General features: G+C 71.4%; 17 protein-coding genes and 2 tRNA genes. 12 read left to right on the forward strand and 7 right to left on the reverse strand.

Annotated features, from left to right (window positions below; all coding sequences use genetic code 11):
- Positions 1 to 43: 43 nt before the first annotated feature.
- From ACFZDJ_RS06530 to ACFZDJ_RS06540, 3 genes are all read left to right on the forward strand, one after another.
- Positions 44 to 427 carry a hypothetical protein gene (locus tag ACFZDJ_RS06530; RefSeq protein WP_101404994.1) on the forward strand — a complete coding sequence of 128 codons (384 nt, stop codon included), beginning with the start codon at positions 44 to 46 and terminating at the stop codon, positions 425 to 427.
- Positions 428 to 620: 193 nt separating this feature from the next.
- Positions 621 to 1,256 (forward strand): bifunctional DNA primase/polymerase, encoded by a 636-nt coding sequence (locus tag ACFZDJ_RS06535; protein ID WP_384918765.1) that lies wholly within the window; start codon positions 621 to 623, stop codon positions 1,254 to 1,256.
- Positions 1,247 to 1,320: transfer RNA gene (locus tag ACFZDJ_RS06540), tRNA-Lys, on the forward strand. Before ACFZDJ_RS06535 ends, ACFZDJ_RS06540 begins: the two co-directional genes overlap by 10 nt.
- Before the next feature lie 81 nt (positions 1,321 to 1,401).
- Here the strand turns inward: ACFZDJ_RS06540 and ACFZDJ_RS06545 are convergent.
- Positions 1,402 to 2,907 carry a M6 family metalloprotease domain-containing protein gene (locus ACFZDJ_RS06545; protein WP_390928624.1) on the reverse strand — a complete coding sequence of 502 codons (1,506 nt, stop codon included), beginning with the start codon at positions 2,905 to 2,907 and terminating at the stop codon, positions 1,402 to 1,404.
- 557 nt (positions 2,908 to 3,464) lie between these two features.
- On the opposite strand from ACFZDJ_RS06545, the gene ACFZDJ_RS06550 reads away from it, so the two are divergent.
- A complete protein-coding gene (locus ACFZDJ_RS06550; RefSeq protein WP_391056535.1) occupies positions 3,465 to 5,534 on the forward strand; it encodes an EAL domain-containing protein in 2,070 nt (689 codons plus the stop codon).
- A 53-nt stretch (positions 5,535 to 5,587) separates the two neighbouring features.
- Here the strand turns inward: ACFZDJ_RS06550 and ACFZDJ_RS06555 are convergent, their stop codons facing one another.
- The 3 genes from ACFZDJ_RS06555 to ACFZDJ_RS06565 all read right to left on the reverse strand — a co-directional run bounded on the left by ACFZDJ_RS06555 (position 5,588) and on the right by ACFZDJ_RS06565 (position 8,517).
- Positions 5,588 to 6,682 carry an MsnO8 family LLM class oxidoreductase gene (locus ACFZDJ_RS06555; protein WP_391056537.1) on the reverse strand — a complete coding sequence of 365 codons (1,095 nt, stop codon included), beginning with the start codon at positions 6,680 to 6,682 and terminating at the stop codon, positions 5,588 to 5,590.
- A 324-nt stretch (positions 6,683 to 7,006) separates the two neighbouring features.
- Positions 7,007 to 7,738 carry a decarboxylase gene (locus tag ACFZDJ_RS06560; protein WP_390926969.1) on the reverse strand — a complete coding sequence of 244 codons (732 nt, stop codon included), beginning with the start codon at positions 7,736 to 7,738 and terminating at the stop codon, positions 7,007 to 7,009.
- Positions 7,735 to 8,517 carry an aspartate/glutamate racemase family protein gene (locus ACFZDJ_RS06565; RefSeq protein ID WP_384911248.1) on the reverse strand — a complete coding sequence of 261 codons (783 nt, stop codon included), beginning with the start codon at positions 8,515 to 8,517 and terminating at the stop codon, positions 7,735 to 7,737. The genes ACFZDJ_RS06560 and ACFZDJ_RS06565 overlap by 4 nt, the downstream gene beginning before the upstream one ends.
- Before the next feature lie 332 nt (positions 8,518 to 8,849).
- Between ACFZDJ_RS06565 and ACFZDJ_RS06570 the strand changes: the two genes are divergently transcribed.
- Positions 8,850 to 9,773, forward strand: coding sequence for a D-2-hydroxyacid dehydrogenase (locus tag ACFZDJ_RS06570; protein WP_217566777.1), 924 nt, complete (start codon positions 8,850 to 8,852; stop codon positions 9,771 to 9,773).
- 29 nt (positions 9,774 to 9,802) lie between these two features.
- Positions 9,803 to 11,218 (forward strand): amidase, encoded by a 1,416-nt coding sequence (locus ACFZDJ_RS06575; protein WP_391056540.1) that lies wholly within the window; start codon positions 9,803 to 9,805, stop codon positions 11,216 to 11,218.
- 33 nt (positions 11,219 to 11,251) lie between these two features.
- Here the strand turns inward: ACFZDJ_RS06575 and ACFZDJ_RS06580 are convergent, their stop codons facing one another.
- A complete protein-coding gene (locus ACFZDJ_RS06580) occupies positions 11,252 to 11,746 on the reverse strand; it encodes a DUF3830 family protein (RefSeq protein ID WP_384911207.1) in 495 nt (164 codons plus the stop codon).
- A gap of 107 nt (positions 11,747 to 11,853) precedes the next feature.
- Between ACFZDJ_RS06580 and ehuB the strand changes: the two genes are divergently transcribed.
- The 6 genes from ehuB (at position 11,854) to ACFZDJ_RS06610 (ending at position 16,084) form a co-directional block, all read left to right on the forward strand.
- Complete coding sequence (gene ehuB / locus ACFZDJ_RS06585; RefSeq protein ID WP_391056543.1) at positions 11,854 to 12,783, forward strand: ectoine/hydroxyectoine ABC transporter substrate-binding protein EhuB; 930 nt, start codon at positions 11,854 to 11,856, stop codon at positions 12,781 to 12,783.
- Positions 12,780 to 13,499 carry an ectoine/hydroxyectoine ABC transporter permease subunit EhuC gene (gene ehuC, locus ACFZDJ_RS06590; RefSeq protein ID WP_390926963.1) on the forward strand — a complete coding sequence of 240 codons (720 nt, stop codon included), beginning with the start codon at positions 12,780 to 12,782 and terminating at the stop codon, positions 13,497 to 13,499. Before ehuB ends, ehuC begins: the two co-directional genes overlap by 4 nt.
- Positions 13,496 to 14,146: an ectoine/hydroxyectoine ABC transporter permease subunit EhuD gene (gene ehuD / locus ACFZDJ_RS06595; RefSeq protein ID WP_391056546.1), complete on the forward strand. Its 651-nt coding sequence runs from the start codon at positions 13,496 to 13,498 to the stop codon at positions 14,144 to 14,146. Before ehuC ends, ehuD begins: the two co-directional genes overlap by 4 nt.
- 10 nt (positions 14,147 to 14,156) lie before the next feature.
- Positions 14,157 to 14,933 (forward strand): ectoine/hydroxyectoine ABC transporter ATP-binding protein EhuA, encoded by a 777-nt coding sequence (gene ehuA / locus ACFZDJ_RS06600; protein WP_391056885.1) that lies wholly within the window; start codon positions 14,157 to 14,159, stop codon positions 14,931 to 14,933.
- Between the two features lie 216 nt (positions 14,934 to 15,149).
- Complete coding sequence (locus ACFZDJ_RS06605; protein WP_384911192.1) at positions 15,150 to 15,908, forward strand: IclR family transcriptional regulator; 759 nt, start codon at positions 15,150 to 15,152, stop codon at positions 15,906 to 15,908.
- Positions 15,909 to 16,010: 102 nt separating this feature from the next.
- Positions 16,011 to 16,084, forward strand: a tRNA-Lys gene (locus tag ACFZDJ_RS06610).
- A 33-nt stretch (positions 16,085 to 16,117) separates the two neighbouring features.
- On the opposite strand, the gene ACFZDJ_RS06615 is transcribed toward ACFZDJ_RS06610, so the two are convergent.
- Together ACFZDJ_RS06615 and ACFZDJ_RS06620 are read right to left on the reverse strand one after the other, a co-directional pair.
- Positions 16,118 to 18,643 (reverse strand): amino acid adenylation domain-containing protein, encoded by a 2,526-nt coding sequence (locus ACFZDJ_RS06615; RefSeq protein ID WP_391056548.1) that lies wholly within the window; start codon positions 18,641 to 18,643, stop codon positions 16,118 to 16,120.
- 28 nt (positions 18,644 to 18,671) lie between these two features.
- Entirely contained in the window at positions 18,672 to 19,520 is an 849-nt protein-coding gene (locus ACFZDJ_RS06620) for an SDR family oxidoreductase (protein ID WP_391056888.1), read from the reverse strand.
- Between the last annotated feature and the right edge of the window lie 26 nt (positions 19,521 to 19,546).

Genomic DNA, 19,546 nt, shown 5'->3' on the forward strand with positions numbered 1-19,546 from the left:
CACCCACGAAGCGGGCCCCTGAACCGTACGAGGAGGAGAAGACATGGCGGAGCCCACGCCGCGTCGGAACGAACCGCGGCTACGCCCCGCGCCCCTGCTCTTCGAGCCCGCGGAGGCGGCCGGTGATCCGGAGCACTTCTTCGATCTCGAGTCGATCGACGATCCTCGGGCGCTGCTGGCGCGGGCCACGGAGCTGACGCTCGCGTTTCGCGCCGCGGCCGATCGGGCGCTCGAGTTCCAGGCGATCGCCGCCGCGCAGCTGGCTGATCCCCGGCGGTTCGACCGGCTTACGCCGGCTGCGATCGCGGAGCGCGCCGAGTGGACCGAGGACTATGCGAAGAAGATGGTCGAGTTCGGGCGGGATCTGTTGCGGGGGGTCGAGGGGGACGGGCGGGGGCTCGGGCATGGGGTGGGCGACCATGCGTGAGCCGTTCGGTCCCGTGTAGCCGCCGCGCTCTCTCGGCCCCGCCGCCTGGGCTTGTCGCCTAGTTCCCCGCGCCCCTGACAGCCCAGAGGTCTGGCATATGCCAAGGGGGCAAGGTACTCCCTCCCCGGCGTTCTGTCCCGGGTTCTCGCAACTCTCGGAGGGCGGATGCTTACCGACGGTAGATCTGACAGGCATGAGCAGCACACGGAATTCGGCAAGCTCCGCCGCCCCGTTGCCCGACCGGTTCGACGTCTGCGGCGTCACCCCGGACGGAGCCGCCTGGCTCGCCTCGGCAGGAACGTATCCGCGCAGCACCCTCACCCTCTGGGAGGAACGCCCGACCGCCCCGGTCGTCCTGCCCTGCGGCAGCGCCTTCGACATCGTCAACGTACCCGCGATCTTCGGCCGGCGGATGCTCGACCGGCTGTGGGACGAGGGGCCGGGCTCCGGCCCGGTGGCCGTGCACCGCGGGCGGATGCTGCTGTTCAGCGCGCCGGGCACCGCACAGCGCCTGCCGTCGCTCCTGGAGTGGGAGGAGTGGGGGGCGGGTGCGTCGGGGGAATCCGGGCGCGTCCACGCCATTCCTCCGCTGCTCTGCCACGGGGTCGGCGACGCCGTGACCGTGCCCGCACTGAGCCCCGTCGCCCACCTCACGTCCCGCTGGCTGGTGGCCCCCGACACCCGGCATCCGTGGCTTCCGGGGCCCGAGATCCTGGTGTGGGCGGCCGTCCGGGCGGCCCGCACGGCCGCCTCCGCCGCGGTGCGGATATCGATTTTTCCTCCCGCCGATCAGGATGCTAAGGTCTACGACGTCAGCAGGCGCCGCTAGCTCAGTTGGTTAGAGCAGCTGACTCTTAATCAGCGGGTCCGGGGTTCGAGTCCCTGGCGGCGCACAGACGGTAAGAGGCCCCTCGCGAAAGCGAGGGGCCTCTTACGTGTCTTCTTGCATGCCCGGCTCCGCGCGGGCGAGGGGCTCAGCCTGTCGTGATCTTCACCGTCCACGCCCCGGACGCCGTCCGGTCCTCGACCTCGACGCGCACCTTCTCGCCGGGGACCGTGAAACTCTCCCCGAGTCCGACGGGCGCGTCCGCCAGGGGCGGGTAGACCGATTCACCCCAGCAGGACTCGGAGTGGGGGTGGGCGTCGATGACCTCGACCGGGCCGCCGCCGGAGTCGGCCTCGCTGCGGATGCGGTAGATCAGGACGCCCTGTGTGCAGGTGGCGCCGTCGTTGCCCGTCGAGGTGCGCGCCTCGAAGGCCAGCGCGCTGTCGGGACCCGTACGGACGACCGCCAATTTGGTACCGCGGCCGGAACCGAAGATGCGCGCCCCCGGTGCCGAGGTCGGCAGGACCGCCCGCGAGGCCGACAGGGCCGGGGCCGAGGTCCGCGCCCGGGAGCCCGGGACAGACCCCCCGGAGACGGGGTCGGAGACGGGGCCCGAGACGGGCGCCCCGGAGCCCGGGACAGACCCCCCGGAGACGGGGCCCGAGACGGCCCCCCCGGGACCGGGAACCGAGCCCCCGGGCCCCGAGGCGGAGCCCTCCGAGTCCGAGGGCGGCCTCCCGGGGCCCGAAGCCGGTGTCGGACCGGCCAGGGCAGGGGCGCTCGCGACGGAAGCCGGCGCCCCTGATGCCGCCGTCCCCGCCCCGCCCGTCACCGGACCCGACTCCAGCGGCTCCAAGGTCAGCCTCGTGGTCCCGTGCTCCCGCAGGCAGGCCACCTGGCGCGTTTCCAGCCAGCCCAGTTTCCACTTGTGCCAGCCGAACAGGTCGGGGGCGAGGCCGAACTGGCTGCCCATGAGGTCCCAGTCGCCGACGTAGGTGTCCCAGTCGCCCTTTCCGTCGGCGGGGCGGTGGTAGAGGTCGGGCAGGTCGAAGACGTGCCCCGTCTCGTGGGCGAGGACGAGGTGGTCCGGCGGGTGCTTCTCGAAGACCGTGACGACGCGGCGGATGTCCTTGCCGTCGGCTTCGATGGGGGTATCGAGGTTGACGACCTTCGTCGCGTCGGAGTCGACGCCCGGCGCGTCCGGGTCGGCCACGAAGTAGACGATGTCGTAGCGGGAGAAGTCGACCTGCCGGTCGGCCGCGGCGACCGCGTCACGCAGATAGTCGCCGCGCCGTGCGGCGTTCCAGTCGCGCTTTATGGCGTACGAGGTGGAGGTGTGCGGCATCCGGATCCAGTCGCGCTGCGGATGCGGGCGCAGTGTGAACTTGCCGTACGAGGCGCGCTCGAAGAACTGGCTGGTGGCCGGGAAGTAGTCGGCGGCCAGTTCGGCGGGCGTGGTGCGGGGCCGGGAGTCCGGGAAGGACAGATAGACGAGCACCGCGTCGAGGGGGCGGGTGGGGCGCGGATAGTCGGCGTTCCAGGTGTCCAGGCCCTCCGAGTGGTGGGCCTCGGTCCGCTTCAGGGCGCAGGGGGAGAAGAGGGGTTCGGCGAGCGCGGGGCCCGTGATCAGGGAAGTCGCGGCCAGCGCCGACATGGAGGTGAACACGGCCGCGGCGCTGCGCCAGTGCGGCACGCCCGGACGGGCGAAGGCCCACAGCGCACCCGGACGGGCGAGGACCCGCGGCACGCCGAGAACCGTCAGGACGTCAGGAACCCGCGGCACATCACGGCTTCGACGCCGCAGGGCCTCTCGGGCGAGACCCTTCAGGGGGCGCTGACGCGGCACGTCGACCTCCGGATGCGGTTTTCGGGACACCGCACCCAGCCTGGGGTAGTTCGTGACGCTTCGCCCTGTTTGCCTGCACCAGAAGAGTGAGGAGCCGTGAGCAGCCGAAACCCCGAACGACACCCCGAACACTCACGGAACGTCACATGCGATCGCCAGGCGCAGGAACCGGTCCAGATGCAGGCAGAAACGATCTGTCAGAACCGGTGGTTGTTCCGGGACACTGGACTGTGGCTGGAAGGCTCCGGAACCAGCCTCTATGATCGGCACACTTTCCTGCACGGACACGGCTTGTTCGGCCGTCCAGCACCGGCCGACCACCCGAGAGACCCATACGAAGAACGAGTGCACTGCGGGAGCGAGCGGTGAGCGGAACGTCCGAAGGGCCGACGCCCACGGCAGATCTCATCCGGTCGGCCGTCACAGAGCGTCACATCGACACATCTCCGCGTACGTCTCCTCGTACGTACGCCGAGGTGCCTCCCAGCGCATCCGTCTCCGCTGTTTCACCCCCCGGCGCATCCCCTTGCGCCGGTGCCTCTCCCGGCTCGTACGCCCCGGCGGAAACACCCCTCGGCACCCTCGACACGCCTGAGTCCCCCCTCGACACGCCCGAGTCCATCCCCGACACGCCCGAGTCAATTCCTGGCGTTTCCGAGTCCGTCCCCGATGCGGCGCTCGTCCCGCCCGCCGGGACCTCGCCATCTCCCGGTGCGTTCCGTGCCGCCTTCGGCGCCGCGCCCCTTCCGATGGCCGTGGTCGACCGCGAGGGTCTGGTCGTCACCGCCAACGAGTCGCTCGGCGCGCTGTTCGGCACCGGATCGGGCGCGCTCGTGGGGCGGATCGCGGCCGATCTGGTGGATCTGGCCTCCGACGCCCGCGCCTGGCACGCGTACCGCGAGGTACTGCGCGGCCGACAGGCCCGGCTGCGCTGCGCCCGCCGCCTCAAACACCCCGACGGGCACTCGCTCTGGGTGCAGGTGACGGTCGCGCCGCTGCCCGCGCAGGAGGAGGCGGTGCTGCTGTCCATCGCGGACATCAGCGCCCGCCGTGAACTCCAGGCGCGGCTGCGGCACTTGCAGATGCACGATCCGGTGACCCGGCTGCCCAACCGCACGTTGTTCTTCGAGCGGCTCTCGTCCGCCCTGGAGGCGGAGGCGTACGAGGAGGGCGGCACCGGCCGGATCGGGCTCTGCTATCTGGACCTGGACGGGTTCAAGGCGGTCAACGACACGCTCGGCCACCGGGTCGGCGACCGGCTGCTCGCGGCCGTGGCCGAACGGCTGACGCGCTGCGCCGACGAGGCGGGTTACGCCCGGGGGGCCACTCCCCTGGTCGCCCGGCTGGGCGGCGACGAGTTCGCCCTGCTGGTCGAGGACTCGACGGGAACGGACCAGCTGGCCGACCTCGCCGAGTCCGTCCTGAAGTCACTGCAGGCGCCCTTCGACCTCTCCGGGCAGCGGCTGTCGGTCTCCGCGTCGATCGGGGTCGTCGAGCGGCGCGTCGCCGGGACGAGCGCGACCCATCTGATGCAGGCCGCGGACACCACGCTGTACTGGGCTAAGGCGGACGGCAAGGGCCGCTGGACGCTGTTCGACCCGGAGCGCAACGCCCACCGGATGACCCGTCAGGCGCTCTCCTCCACCCTCCGGGCGGCGATCGACCGGAACGAATTCGCCCTGGAGTACCAGCCCTTGGTGGGCATGGAGGACGGCGGGGTGCTCGGGGTCGAGGCGCTGGTCCGCTGGAACCATCCGCAGTTCGGCACGCTGACGCCGAATCGGTTCATCGGATTGGCCGAGGAAGACGGTTCGATCGTGCAGCTCGGCCGTTGGGTACTGGCCACGGCCTGCCGCCAGGCCCGCCGTTGGCAGCTGGAACACCCGGACGCGGCGCCGATCTTCGTCAGCGTCAACGTCGCCGTACGGCAGGTGTGGGACTCCGACCTGGTCGCGGATGTGGCGGAGATCCTCGCGGAGACGGGTCTCGCCCCGCATCTGCTCCAGCTGGAGCTGACGGAGTCGGCGGTGATGGGCTCGGCCGGGCGGCCCCTCCAGGCCCTCCAGGCCCTCAGCGACATGGGCGTCCGCATCGCCATCGACGACTTCGGCACCGGCTACTCCAACCTCGCCTACCTCAGCCGCCTGCCGGTCTCCGTGCTGAAGCTGGACGGCTCCTTCGTCCGCGGCTTCCAGTACGAGGGGCCCGACGGCGATGACGGCGGCGCCCACCCCAACCCCGCCGACGAGGTCATCGTCGAGGCCCTCATCCAACTCGCCCACCGGCTGGGCCTGACGGTCACCGCCGAATGCGTGGAGACCGCCTCCCAGGCGACCCGGCTGCGCGGGATCGGCTGCGACACCGGGCAGGGCTGGCTGTACTCCCGCCCGGTGGCGCCGGATCGTATCTCCGCCCTCTTGACGGCGAGCTCCTGACGGAGAGCTTCTGACAGAGAGCTTCTGACAGAGAGCTCGACGGCGAACGGGCGCTAGTCCGCGTTCGGCAGCCCGTACGCGTCCGCGATCAGTTCGTACGAGCGCAGGCGTACGTCGCCGCCGTGGGCGTTGCCCGTGAGCATCAGCTCGTCGGCGCCGGTGCGCTTGTGGAGGTCGTCGAGGCCGGCGCGGACCTCGTCCGCGGTGCCGTGGATGACGTTGGCGTTCCAGGAGTCGACGAACTCACGTTCCATCGGGCTGAAGTCGTACGCCTCCGCCTCCTCGGGGGTCGGGACGAGACCCGGGCGGCCGGTGCGCAGACGGACCATGTTCAGGGCCGCGGCCCTGACCTGGCGGCGGGCCTCCTTCTCGTCGTCCGTGGCGAGGGCGGAGACGCCGATCAGGGCGTACGGGGCGTCCAGCACGGCGCTCGGCCGGAAGGACTCGCGGTAGAGGTCCAGCGCCGGGATCGTGTTCTGGGCCGAGAAGTGGTGCGCGAAGGCGAAGGGGAGGCCGAGGACTCCGGCCAGGCGGGCGCTGAAGCCGGAGGAGCCGAGGAGCCAGATCGGGGGGCGGTGCGGGGACTGTACGCCGCCCGGGGAGGTCGACTGGACGGGGCCCGGGACCGCGTGGATGCGGGCGTAGCGGTGGCCGGCCGGGAAGTCGTCGTCCAGGAAGCGGGTCAGCTCCGCGAGCTGCTCGGGGAAGTCGTCGGCGCCCTCGTTCAGGCGGTCGGTGCGGCGGAGGGCGGCGGCGGTGGCGCCGTCGGTGCCGGGGGCTCGGCCCAGGCCCAGGTCCACTCGGCCCGGGGCCATGGCTTCCAGCGTGCCGAACTGCTCCGCGATCACCAGGGGGGCGTGGTTCGGGAGCATGACGCCGCCCGAGCCGAGGCGGATGCGGGTCGTGTGGGCGGCGAGGTGGGCGAGGATCACCGCGGGTGAGGAGGAGGCCACGCCCGGCATGGAGTGGTGTTCGGCGACCCAGTAGCGGTGGAAGCCGCGGGACTCTGCGAGGCGGGAGATGGCGACGCTGGTGCGCAGGGCGTCGGTCGCGGTGCGGCCTGCGCCCACGGTGACCAGGTCCAGTACGGAGAGGGGTACGGGCGCGGTGCCTTGCGCGGTGCCTCGGATCTCGTCCGTTTCGTCCACCGGGGTGCCTCCTGTTGCGTACGTGTTGCTGTCCTCCGGTCGCCAACAGGAGACAGTCCCCGCTTATTCCCGGCACCGCGCCCCGGTACGCGCGGAGAGTCTCTCGCCCCCGCCGCCCCTACCCGTCCCATCCTCAACCTGGGGGCTCCGCCCCCAGACCCCCGAGGTGGCTTCTTCGGCTGCGGGCCGGTGGGGGCTTGGCGCGCAGTTCCCCGCGCCCCTGGGGCACGGGGCTACGCCCCGGCGCCCCAGGCTTCCAGGGGCGCGGGGAACTGCGCGGACGGACCCCACCCGGCCGCAGACGAAGTGGACACCCCGGGGGCGTCACACCTGGATGATGGGCTCCTTTGTGAAGAGGGTGCCCAGGGTGGGGGCGTTCACCTTGCGGTCGGCGAGGCGTAGGGCCTCCCAGACCGTGACCTGGTTGGCGGTGAGGACCGGCTTGGAGAGGTCCTTCTCCAGGGCCGGCAGGTGCGCCGCCGTATGGAGGGCCGTGTCGGGGACAAGGACGGCGTCCGCGTCGGGGTGGTCGCCGGCCCGGGCGAGCGCGAGGACCTCCGCCTCGCCCCAGGTCCCGACCTCCGCCGCCGTGATGATCCCTGAGGCCCTGCTCGACACGACCTCCACCCCCGCCTCCCGAAGGAACCCGGCGAAGAGGTCCGCCACGTCCTGCGGATAGGTCGCCGCGATCGCGACCCTCCGGGCCCCGATCTCCCGGACGGCGTGCGCGAACGCGAAGGACGTGGAGGAGGCCGGCAGCCCGGCGGCCCGGGCCAGGGCGCGCACCTGCTCGTGGGCGCCCTCCCAGCCGTACACGAAGCTGCCGCTGGTGCACGCCCAGACCACGGCCTCCGCGCCGGACAGCCGCAACTCCTCGACGCCCGCCGAGAGCCGGGCCGGCGAGCCCATCTCGCGCAGCGCGTCGATCCGGTGGGCGTCCTCCCCGATGTCCGTGTGGACCAGCTGCAGGCGGACGTCGCTGCCCAGGAGCTGTTCGATACGCGGGTAGTCGTCCTCGGCCGAGTGGCCCGGGTAGAGGAATCCGAGTGCGGTCATGCCCAACCTTCCTGTTCTTCCGGCAGTACAGGTCCCCCGCGCGCGGACTGATCGATCAGCCGCTGATAGGGGCCCACCGCCCGGGTACCCAGGTGACGCAGTGCCGCCCACATCGTCACCTGGTTGGCCGAGATCACCGGTACGCGCAGTTCCGCCTCCAGCTGGGGGATGACGTCGTACGTCGGCAGGTTGGTGCAGCTGATGAAGAGGGCGTCGGCCCCTTCGCCCCGCACCGCGCGTCGGGCCATGTCGACCACATCACGGTACGGAACTTTCCAGATGTGCCTGGTCAGGCCCATGAAGGCACGCCCGGTGACATGGACGCCCGCCTCGGCGAGGTACTCCTCCAGGGACTGGGTCACCGAGACCGTGTAGGGGGTGACGAGAGCGATGCGGTGGGCGGCCAGCTCGGTGAGCGCCTCCAGCAGTGCGCCGGAGGTGGTCAGCGACGCCACCTCCCCCGCCCGCGTCATCGCCTCGCACATCGCCCGCTCGCCCGCGACCCCGCCGACGAAGCTTCCGGAGGTGCACGCGTACGCCACGACCTCGGGCGCGACCGCGTTCAGCGCGCGGACCGCGTCGCCGAGCGTCTCGTGCTCGGAGACCAGGCGGGCCAGGTCCAGGCTCACCTCGACCGGCACGAACGGGGTGCGGGTCAGATGCAGGGAGACGTCGTCGGGGACCCAGCGCCACAGCTCGCGGTCGAGGGCGAAGTCGAAGGGGGCGACGACGCCGATCCCGCGCTGTGGGCGGGGGCCGCCGAGAAAGGAGACGTCCATGGCAGCACCGGCCTCACGAAGGGAGACGAAGGGGCAACGGACCGTGTGTGCGTCCGTGTTGACGAAGGTAGGTTCGGGTGCGAGCGTGGTCAATCCGCGCATCTCAGACGGCTCCGGCCACCCCCACCCGCCCCGCGGGTTCGTCCTCTCCGGAACTCAGGAACTCAGGAACTCAGGAAGCCTCCGAAACCCTTCGGGACTCTCCGAACTCTCGGAACTCTCAGGAAAGCGGACTCGCATTGCGAAACGGTTTCCCTCGCCCGCCCCGCCCCGTATCCGCGTCGGCCCCGGCATCCGGGTCCGGCGCCGGGTCCCGCACCACCCTCCTCGTCCTGGACGCCGAGCCGCTCCCGCGCCTCGGCAGACTCACCGGCCGGGTGCGGATCGAGCACGCCGACGAGTCGACGCTGGCCGAGCGGCTGCCGCGCGCGGACGTACTGCTGGTCTGGGACTTCACCTCGCACGCGGTGCGCCGCGCCTGGCCCGGCGAGGGTCCCCGGCCGCGCTGGGTGCACACGGCGAGCGCGGGCGTCGACCACCTCATGTGTCCCGAACTCGCCGCGTCCGACACGGTGGTGACCAACGCGCGCGGGATCTTCGACCGGCCGATCGCCGAGTACGTCGCCGCGCTGGTCCTCGCGATGGCCAAGGACCTGCCGAGGACGTGGGACCTGCAGCGGCAGCGGGAGTGGCGGCACCGGGAGTCGCAGCGGGTGGCGGGCACGCGCGCGTGTGTGGTCGGTTCCGGGCCGATCGGGCGGACGATCGTCAAGACGCTCAAGGCGCTTGAGGTGACGACGGCCCTGGTGGGGCGTACCGCGCGCACCGGGATCCACGGGCCCGAGGAGCTCGACCGGCTGATGGCGCGCGCCGACTGGGTGGTGTCGGCGGCGCCGCTCACGGAGGCCACGTACGGCATGTTCGACGCGCGGCGCTTCGGGATGATGCAGCCCTCGGCGCGCTTCATCAACGTCGGCCGGGGGCAGTTGGTCGTCGAGGACGCGCTCGCCGAGGCGCTGTCGAAGCGGTGGATCGCGGGCGCGGCCCTTGATGTCTTCCAGGACGAGCCGCTCGGCCCGGACAGCCCGCTGTGGGGTGTCCCCGGGCTGATCGTGTCGCCGCACATGAGCGGGGACACGGTCGGCTGGCGGGACGAACTCGGGGCACAGTTCGTGGAGATGTACGAGCGCTGGGAGGCGGGCAGACCGCTGCCGAACGTGGTCGACAAGAAGCGCGGATACGTACCGGGACACTGAGACTTCCTCGACTTCCTCTGGAGGGGCCGATGCCGGAACTCGTCGAGCTGACCGCGGTACAACTCCTCGACGGCTACCGCAAGGGCGAGTTCAGCCCCGTGGACGCCACGCGGGCGGCGTTGCGCAGGGCCGTGGAGATCCAGCGGGCCGTGAACGCGTTCGTGCGTATCGACGCGGACGCGGCCCTCGCGCGGGCGGCGCGGTCCGCGGACCGCTGGCGGCGGGGTGAGCCGGCCGGGCTGCTGGACGGGGTACCGGTCTCCGTCAAGGACATCCTGCTGCTGCGTGGCGGACCGACCCTGCGCGGCTCCAGGACGGTTGATCCCCAGGGGAGTTGGGACGAGGACGCGCCGTCCGTCGCCCGGCTGCGCGAGCACGGGGCGGTGTTCCTCGGGAAGACGACGACACCCGAGTTCGGCTGGAAGGGCGTCACGGATTCGCCGCTGTCGGGGGTCACCCGCAATCCGTACGACGTCACGCGCACGGCGGGCGGCTCCAGCGGCGGCAGCGCGGCGGCCGTCGCACTCGGGGCGGGTCCGCTGGCGCTGGGCACGGACGGGGGCGGCAGTGTGCGCATCCCGGCCGCGTTCTGCGGGATCTTCGGTCTGAAGCCGACGTACGGGAGGGTGCCGCTGTACCCCGCGAGCGCGTTCGGGACGCTCTCGCACGTGGGGCCGATGACACGGGACGCGGCCGACGCGGCGCTGATGATGGACGTGATCAGCGGGCCGGACGCCCGTGACTGGTCGGCACTCGGGTCGGTGGACGGGTCGTTCGTCGAGGCCCTTGAGGGTGATGTGCGCGGGCTGCGGGTCGCGTACTCGCCGTCCCTCGGCGGGCAGGTCGCGGTCCAGCCGGCCGTCGCGGCGGCGGTGCGGCGGGCGGTGGAGCGGCTCGCGGGGCTCGGCGCGTACGTCACCGAGGCCGACCCCGATCTCACCGACCCGGTGGAGGCCTTCCACGTCCTGTGGTTCGGCGGTGCGGCCCGGGTGACCCAGCGGCTCGGGCCACGGCAGCGGGAGTCCCTGGACCCGGGGCTGCGGGAGATCTGCGCGCGGGGCGCCCGGTCCAGCGCGCTGGACTACCTGGCCGCGGTGGACGTCCGGATGGAGCTCGGGCGGCGGATGGGGCGCTTCCACGAGTCGTACGACGTGCTGGTGACGCCGACCCTGCCGCTGACGGCGTTCGCGGCGGGGGTGGAGGTGCCGCCGGGCTCCGGCCACCGCCGCTGGACGGGGTGGACCCCGTTCACGTACCCCTTCAACATGACCCAGCAGCCCGCCGCGAGCGTCCCGGTCGGCACGGACGGCGACGGTCTCCCGGTAGGCCTGCAGATCGTCGCCGCCCGCCACCGCGACGACCTCGTCCTGCGCACGGCACACGTCCTGTACGAGACGGGCGCCGCGGGGGTGGCTCCGCCGCCGGGGTTCCAGGGACGCCCCTGAGCCCCACGGCCCCGCGGCCCTACGCCCTACGCCCTACGCCCTACGGAAGCTGAGCGTCTCGCCCTGGGCGCCCGAGCGCCAGAGGTCGTTGCAGGCCTCGGCCATCGCCTCCAGGCCCTCGGTCACCTGGCCCCAGACGATGCCCGGGACCCAGCCCACGTCCCCGTTGAGCAGCAGGTTGTTGCGTTCGTAGAAGAGGGCGAGGTCGACGACCGTGGTGCCGGGGCGTACGTCGGTGTCGTAGCCGTAGGCCTTGGTGCCCAGTTCCGTGCCCGCGAAGGCGAAATAACAGAGGTCTCCAGGAATAGGCGTAACTGTCGGATTTTCCAGTGGTGGCTCCGATTTCGCGAAAGGCGGGAAAAGGGCGTAGATCTCATTGCGTGCGTACTTCGCGTGGTAGACGTCGCCGCCCAGGGGAAGCGCGTCCCACACCGCCGCGCAGGTGATCGGCGCCCGGTCGTCCAGCAGTTTCGCCGTGCAGTGGATTCCTCGCTTGACCAGCGAGACCTCGATGAATCGATCAGCCATGCATTCCATGGTCTCCCCGGAGTCAAGGGCGCCTCGACGTCACTCGCCGTCGTACGGGGCCGAAATCGATCCGAATACTTCGCATGCTCTCGGGTAGCCGCGCGGCCATGGCTCCACCACTCAGGAATGACGGGAATGACGGGACCGACGCGGAGAAACGAAGTCCGAGTCGGCGGTCGCTGCTCGCGGGTGTCTCCGCGCTCGGTGCCGTCGGCGCGCTGGGCGCCGCCGGCTGCACCCGGGTCGCCACCGCGTCCGACAACGGCGGTGATCTCCTCGGCCGGCTCAAGGCGCAGGGCGTCGTACGGCTGGGCATAGCCGGTGAGATCCCGTTCGGCTACATCGACAAGAACGGCGAGCTGACGGGCGAGGCGCCCGAACTCGCCAAGGTCGTCTTCAAGCGGCTGGGCGTCGACCGGGTGCAGCCCGTGCCGACCGAGTTCGGCTCGCTCATCCCTGGCCTGAACTCACAGCAGTTCGATGTCGTGTCCGCGGGGATGTACATCAACCCGGAGCGCTGTCAGCAGGTCATCTTCGCCGACCCGGACTATCAGATGCTGGACGCGTTCGTCGTGCGCAAGGGCAATCCGAAGGGGCTGCACGACTACAAGGACGTCGTCGCGAAGAAGGCCAGGTTCGCGACGGGCACGGGTTATGCGGACATCCAGTTCGCCATCGAGGCCGGGTACAAGGAGAGCGACATCCTGATCGTGCCGGATCAGGTGGCCGGACTGAACGCCGTCGAGGCGGGGCGCGCCGACGTCTTCGCCGGGACCGCGCTGGCCAGCCGCGAGGTCGTCAAGAAGTCCCGCAAGGCCGAGAGCACGAAGCCGTTCGCGCCCCTGGTGAAAGGCAAGCCGCACATCGACGGCGGCGGCTTCGCGTTCCGTTCCGCCGAGACGCGGCTGCGCGACGCCTTCAACGTGGAACTGAAGAAGCTGAAGGCCAGCGGGGAGTTGTTCCGCATCCTGCGGCCCTTCGGGTTCACCCGGGCCGAGATGACCGACATGACCGCGAAGGAGCTCTGCCGCGGATGACCTCGGGACTCTGGGAACTCGTACTCAAAGGCGTCTGGGTCACCGTCCAGCTGCTGTTCCTCGGCTCGCTGGTGGCCGGGGCCGTGTCGTTCGCCGTCGGTGTCGCACGCACCTCGCGGCGGTGGATCGTCCGCTTCCTCGCGGGCTTCTACACCGAGGTGTTCCGCGGCACCTCCGCACTGATCATGATCTTCTGGGTGTACTTCGTGCTGCCGCTCGCGTTCGGCTGGCAGCTCGTCCCGATGTGGGCGGGCACGCTGGCCCTGGGGCTGACCTACGGGGCGTACGGCAGTGAGATCGTGCGCGGCGCCCTGAACGCCGTCGATCCCGCCCAGCGCGAGGGCGGCATCGCGCTCAGCTTCACGCCCTGGCAGCGGATGCGCCTGATCCTGCTGCCGCAGGCGGTGCCCGAGATGATCCCCTCCTTCTGCAACCTGCTGGTCGAGCTGCTCAAGGGCACGGCCCTGGTGTCGATCATGGGCATGGGTGATCTGGCTTTCAGCGGCAACCTCGTGCGGCTCGCGCTCCAGCAGAGCGCGGAGATCTACGCGTACGTCCTGCTGATCTACTTCGCGATCGCCTTCGTGATCACCCGGCTGATGCGCGCGCTGGAGCGGCGGCTGAAGGCCGGGATCGGCAAGGCTCCCCAGCCCGCCACGAGCACCTTTCGGCGCGCGGAAGCCACCGGCGTCGGTGCGACGGGAGGTGCCGCATGAACTGGGACTGGGGCGCGGTGCGCGACTTCATGCCGCACTTCTGGGACGGACTGCTGGTCACCCTGCAGGCGCTGGCCCTCGGCTCGGTGATCTCCTTCGCCCTGGGTCTGGTGTGGGCCCTGCTGATGCGCACGCCGACGCGCTGGGTGCGCTGGCCGGTCGGGGTCGTCACGGAGTTCATCCGCAACACCCCGCTGCTGGTGCAGCTGTTCTTCCTCTTCTACGTGCTGCCCGAGTGGAACGTCACGTTCTCCGCGCTGACCACCGGTGTCGTCGCGATCGGGCTGCACTACTCGACGTACACGATGCAGGTCTACCGGGCCGGCATCGAGGGCGTGCCGGTCGGCCAGTGGGAAGCGGCCACGGCGCTCAACCTGCCGCTGCGGCGCACCTGGACCGCGGTGATCCTGCCGCAGGCGATCCGCCGGGTGGTGCCCGCGCTCGGCAACTACGTCATCTCGATGCTCAAGGACACCCCGATGCTGATGGCGATCACCGTGCTGGAGATGCTCGGCGAGGCGCGGCTGTACTCGCAGGAGCACTTCCAGTTCACCGAGCCGCTCACGGTCATCGGCGTGGCCTTCATCCTCATTTCCTATCCCGCTTCCCTCCTTCTGCGAGCCCTGGAGCGACGTCTTGTCCGCTGACACCCCCCTGATGAAAGACCCCGACGCGCACACCAATCCGCCGGTGGACGGCGGCGAGCTGATCCGTTTCGACAAGGTCACCAAGCGCTTCGGGGACAACACCGTCCTCGACGGCCTCGACTTCCGCGTCGACTCCGGCAAGCACGTCACGCTGATCGGTCCGTCCGGCTCCGGCAAGACGACGATCCTGCGCTTGCTGATGACCTTGGCCAAGCCCGACGAGGGCACGATCACGGTCGCCGGTGAGCGGCTCCACCCGGCCCCCGAGAAGCAGATCCGGGAGGTCCGCAAGAAGATCGGGATGGTCTTCCAGCAGTTCAACCTCTTCCCGAACATGAAGGTGCTCCGCAACATCACCGAGGCACCGGTCACCGTCCTCGGGCTGTCCGGGGACGAGGCCGAGGCGCGGGCCCGGGAGCTGCTGGAGATGGTGGGCCTCGCGGACAAGTGCGACGCCTACCCGAGTCAGTTGTCCGGCGGACAGCAGCAGCGGGTGGCGATCGCACGGGCACTGGCGATGCGGCCCCAGGTGCTGCTCCTGGACGAGGTGACGTCCGCGCTCGACCCCGAGCTGGTCACGGGCGTCCTCGACGTCCTCCGCGACATCGCCCGCACCACCGACATCACCATGCTCTGTGTGACCCACGAGATGAATTTCGCCCGTGACATCTCGGACCAGGTGCTGATGTTCGATTCTGGCCATGTCATCGAGTCCGGTTCGCCCGACCGGATCTTCACCGATCCGGAGCACGAAAGGACCCGGGAATTCCTCAGCGCGATCCTGTGACTACAAAAAGTGAACGCGACAAGGTGTGAGGTCCGGACCGCGTGGCATGCCCACTGAGCCATGACCTCGGCATATGCCAGAGTGTCGCACTCCTGTTGGGCGAACCGGAGCGCGCCGACTTTCTCGCCAACAGCCCCTCCCCACCGAGCGTTTGACAGTTATCGTGGAGGAGCTCAGCTGTCCGGATCGATGGCCCAAAAAGCGCAGGGGGAAACCGTGGCGCTGATGAACGAGCCGACCGCGCCGTACCACTCGGCCCAGGACGCCCTGCGCGTCCTGGAGACGGTGGCCCGGCACTCCGGCGGTGTCACCGACGTCGAGCTGGCCCGCCAGACGGGCCTCGGCGCGGAGCGCCTGACCGTACTGCTGCGGATGCTGCGCCGGGAGGGGTACGTCGAGCAGGTCGTCGACGGCGCGTACGTCGCCGGCGCCGCCCTCGGCCGGCTGGGCTCCGCCCGCAGTCGCGACCAGGCGCTGCGCGAGAAACTCCAGCAGACCATCGACCGGCTGCGCGACTCGGTCGGCGCCGCGATCTACATCAGCCGCTACATCGACGGCGAGGTGCACGTCACCCAGTGCGCCGAGGGTCCCGCGACCCCCGCGGTCAACGAATGGGTGGACTTCCGTTCCTCGGCCCACGCCAGCGCGGTCGGCAAGAGCCTCCTCGGCCAGCTCGACCTGAACGCCCGGCGTGACCATCTCTCCCGCCACAAGATGGCCCGCCTCACCTCGCGGACCATCACCAACGAGCGGCTGCTGCTGTCCCGGCTCGACGCCCAGCCGGCCACGGTGCCGGTGCTCGACCTCCAGGAGTACGCGATCGGCACGGTCTGCGCGGCCGTCCCCATCACCGCGGGCTCCTCGGTCGGCTGCCTCGCCCTCTCCCTCCCGATCGAACACGCCCACCGCCTGCGCCGCGCCGCCGACACCCTCAACCGCGGCGCCACCCCCGTCCTGCTCTCCCTGGCCATCTAGGACCTGCACTTTTGGATCAGGCCCTGGGTGGTCGGAAGCACCCGTCCGGACCAGGTAGTATTTCTTTTGTCGCCGACCGCGAGAGCGGGAGGCGGGAGTCATGCGCCGCTAGCTCAGTTGGTTAGAGCAGCTGACTCTTAATCAGCGGGTCCGGGGTTCGAGTCCCTGGCGGCGCACATGAGAAGGCCCTTCACGGTTGTGGGGGGCCTTCAAACATGTCCCAGCGCCTCGGCGAGGGCGCGGGCCGTCGGGGTCGTGTAGAGCAGCCGCATGGGGAGCGCGGGCAGCCCGCGTTCCCGCAGGGCGGTGCCGACACGGATCGCGTAGAGCGAGTTCCCGCCGAGCTCGAAGAAATTGTCGTCCGGGCCGACGGGGACACCGAGGATCTCCTCCCAGACTCCGGCGAGGGCCGTCACCAGGTCTCCCGTGGGGGGCGTCACCAGGTCTCCGGTGGGCGCGGGCACCGGTGCGGGCCTCGTGGGTGCCGTCGCCGCCAGACGGTCGCGGTCCAGCTTGCCGTTCGGGGTGAGCGGCAGCGCGGGGACGGCGGTGACGGTCGTCGGCAGCATGTGGTCGGGCAGCAGCCGGGCGGCCCGACGGCGTACGTCACCGGTGTCCCCGTCGGCCACGACATACGCGTCGATCCGCACCCCCGCCGCGTCCTCGAAGGCGTCCCCGCTCAGCACCACCGCCGCCGCCGTGACCACCGGGTCCTCCAGCAGCACCGCCCGGATCTCGTCGGGCTCGATCCGGTGTCCGCGCACCTTCACCTGACTGTCGATCCGCCCCAGGTGCTCCAGTGAACCGTCGGCACGCAGCCGCCCCAGGTCACCGCTGCGATACCACCGACCAGGTCCGTACGGATCGTTCACGAACCGCTCGGCCGTCAGCTCGGGCCGCCCGAGGTATCCGAGGGCGAGTCCGGCCCCGCCCACCCAGATCTCCCCCGCCGCGCCCGTCGGCAGCGGGCGCCCCCGCTCGTCGCGCACCAACACCGACCAGCCGGGCAGCGGGCGGCCCACCGAGCGGGAGGCCGCCAGAGCCTCGCGCCGGGTGACGGTCGCCGCGGTGACGTGGACGGTGGTCTCCGTGATCCCGTACATGTTGACGAGGCGGCAGCGGTCCTCCGGGTGGTGGTCGAACCAGCCGAGCAGCGGCCGGGTGTCCAGCGCCTCCCCGCCCAGCACCACCAGCCGCACCGACAGCCGTTCCTTCGCGCTGAGGTCCACCGCCCGCAACTGCCCGAAGGCCGACGGCGTCTGGCTGAGGACGGTCACCGACTCCCGTACGAGCAGCGCGTGGAAGTCCTCCGGCGAGCGCGCCACCCAGTGGTCCACGACCACCAGCCGGGCGCCGGTCAGCAGGGCGCCCCAGATCTCCCACACCGAGAAGTCGAAGGCGCCGGAGTGGAAGAACGTCCAGGTGTCGTCGGCGGTGAGGGCGAAGTCCTCGCGGGTGGCGTCGAGGAGGGCGAGAACATTGGCGTGCGGGACGACGACCCCCTTGGGGCGGCCGGTCGAACCGGAGGTGTGGATGACGTAGGCGGGATCCCGCGGGGAGCCCTGCGGCAGCCGGTCGGCCCGCGCGGCGCCCAGGTAGGACGCGGTGTCCCGGACGACCAGCCGTACGCCCGCGTCGCGCGCCGTACGGTCGAGGCGCTCCTCGGGGTGCGCCGGGTCCATCGGTACGTACGCCGCGCCCGCCTTCAGCACCGCGAGCATCGTCGCCACCAGGTCGGCGCCCCGCTCCAGCCGGATGCCGACCCGGTCACCGGGACGTACCCCGGCGGCGCGCAGTCCGGCGGCGAGGCGCTCGGCGCGCTCGCGCAGTGCCCCGTACGTCGTCGTGGTGCCGTCGTGGGTGAGGGCGGGGGCGTCGGGGTGGCGGTCGGCGCGGGCGTCGAAGGCGGTGTCGATACGGGAGGGAACAGCGGACCCGAGGAAGCCGGCGGGCGGCGGGAGCAGGCGCTCCGCCTCTTCGCGGGGGATCAGTTCGATCTCCGCGAGGGGGCGGTGGCCCAGCTGACCGTGCACGTGGGTGAGGTGGCGGACGAAGGCCCGGGCGGAGGCTTCGTCGATGTGCCGGAGCTGGTGGTGCAGCTCGACGGTGGTCCCGCGCGGGACGAGGGTGAGGGGGAAGGGGGCCGACTGGAACGGGAGTCTGTGACTGAAGGTGGGGTCCACCGGGCCCACCTCGGCGAGGACCGTGGCGTACGCGGGTAGTCCGTCCCCCGGGTCGCGGTGCTCGTAGCGTGCGAGGACCAGGGCCGCAGCAGGGGCCCCGGCCGGTACCGGGACGGTGACCCTGCCCGTCCGGTCACCGGCCCCCTCCTCGCCCGTCGCCCAGTCGATACGGGGCCTGTGTGGGCCTTTCGGGGGCTCGTCGCAGCCGAGGGGAGCGGTCACTTCGGTGGCCGGGCGGTGGCCGAGCAGGACGTGGGCGATGTCCTGGAGCACGCCCGGGGTCAGCAGCGCGTGGTGCGCCACCAGCACCAGATGGGCGCCCCCGTCCTCGTACCGCAGCAGGACCGCGCGGAACGCCGGGCCCGATACGTCCAGCGGCCGGTGGAGTTCGGTCCGCAGTCGGTGTGCGGCGAACCGCGCGGGCACCGTGTCGCTCCACAACACCGGCCACCGCTCGGGCAGTTCGGGCCACCAGCCGCGTACGGCCGCGTCGAGGAGGGGCCCGGGATCGACGGCGGCGGGAAGGCGCGCGGCGAGGGCGTGACACGTCACGTTCGGTCTCCAACCGTGGGGACAGGACCTAGCGGGCCGAGAAGCCTCCGTCGACCGTGAGGACGGTGCCGGTCACCTGGCGGGACTCGTCGGAGGCGAGCCAGAGGGCGGCGGTGGCTACGTCGTCCGGTTCGACGAGGGCGTTCATGGGCTGGGCCTGGACGAAGGTCTGCTCGTGCTCGGCGACCGGCACGTCCAGGGCGCGGGCGATCTCGGCGAGCATCCGGCCCTCCACACGGGGGTCGTCGCGGACCGAGCCGGGGCAGATGGCGTTGACGCGCACCCGGCGGGGCGCGTAGTCGAGGGCGACCGCCTTGGTCAGGCCGATCAGGCCGTGCTTGGCGGCGACGTACCCGGCGAAGTGGCGGTAGCCGACCAGCCCGGCCGTGGAGGCGATGTTGATGATCGAGCCGGCGCCCCGCGCGGTCATCAGGGCGCCCGCCGCGCGGATCGTGCGCCAGGCCCCGGAGAGGTCCACGTCCAGCATCAGCTGCCACTCGTGCTCCTCGATCTCGTGGGCGGCCCGGCCGGAGGGGGCGGCGATCCCGGCGTTGTTGACGAGCACGTCGAGCCGTCCGAAGCGGGCCGTCGTCTCCTTCACCGCCGACTGCACCGCGGCCAGGTCCCGTACGTCGACCCGGGCCGTACGGACGGCGGCGCCCGTCTCCCGGCAGAGCTCCGCCGTGTGCGCCAACTGGCTCTCGGACCCCAGCGGGTAGGCCACACCCGGGAGGTCCGCCGCGATGTCCAGGAGCATCAGGTCGGCGCCCTCGCGGGCGAAGGCGACGGCGGTCGCCCGGCCGATGCCGCGGGCCGCGCCGGTGACGAGGGCGACCTTGTCCGAGAGCCTGGGGCTGCCCGGGCTCACCGGATTCACCGGATTCACCGGATTCACCGGGTTCA

The organism is Streptomyces sp. NPDC007896 (assembly GCF_042959425.1).
Classification (GTDB): Bacteria; Actinomycetota; Actinomycetes; order Streptomycetales; family Streptomycetaceae; genus Streptomyces.

What these genes read in the sequence shown, in the direction of transcription:
- ACFZDJ_RS06530 (WP_101404994.1), top strand. Translation starts at nt 44, where the DNA reads ATGGCGGAGCCCACGCCGCGTCGGAACGAACCGCGGCTACGCCCCGCG.
- ACFZDJ_RS06535 (WP_384918765.1), top strand. Translation starts at nt 621, where the DNA reads ATGAGCAGCACACGGAATTCGGCAAGCTCCGCCGCCCCGTTGCCCGAC.
- ACFZDJ_RS06545 (WP_390928624.1), bottom strand. Translation starts at nt 2,907, where the DNA reads ATGTCGGCGCTGGCCGCGACTTCCCTGATCACGGGCCCCGCGCTCGCC.
- ACFZDJ_RS06560 (WP_390926969.1), bottom strand. Translation starts at nt 7,738, where the DNA reads ATGACCGCACTCGGATTCCTCTACCCGGGCCACTCGGCCGAGGACGAC.
- ACFZDJ_RS06565 (WP_384911248.1), bottom strand. Translation starts at nt 8,517, where the DNA reads ATGGACGTCTCCTTTCTCGGCGGCCCCCGCCCACAGCGCGGGATCGGC.
- ACFZDJ_RS06575 (WP_391056540.1), top strand. Translation starts at nt 9,803, where the DNA reads ATGCCGGAACTCGTCGAGCTGACCGCGGTACAACTCCTCGACGGCTAC.
- ACFZDJ_RS06580 (WP_384911207.1), bottom strand. Translation starts at nt 11,746, where the DNA reads ATGGCTGATCGATTCATCGAGGTCTCGCTGGTCAAGCGAGGAATCCAC.
- ehuB (WP_391056543.1), top strand. Translation starts at nt 11,854, where the DNA reads ATGGCTCCACCACTCAGGAATGACGGGAATGACGGGACCGACGCGGAG.
- ehuC (WP_390926963.1), top strand. Translation starts at nt 12,780, where the DNA reads ATGACCTCGGGACTCTGGGAACTCGTACTCAAAGGCGTCTGGGTCACC.
- ehuD (WP_391056546.1), top strand. Translation starts at nt 13,496, where the DNA reads ATGAACTGGGACTGGGGCGCGGTGCGCGACTTCATGCCGCACTTCTGG.
- ehuA (WP_391056885.1), top strand. Translation starts at nt 14,157, where the DNA reads ATGAAAGACCCCGACGCGCACACCAATCCGCCGGTGGACGGCGGCGAG.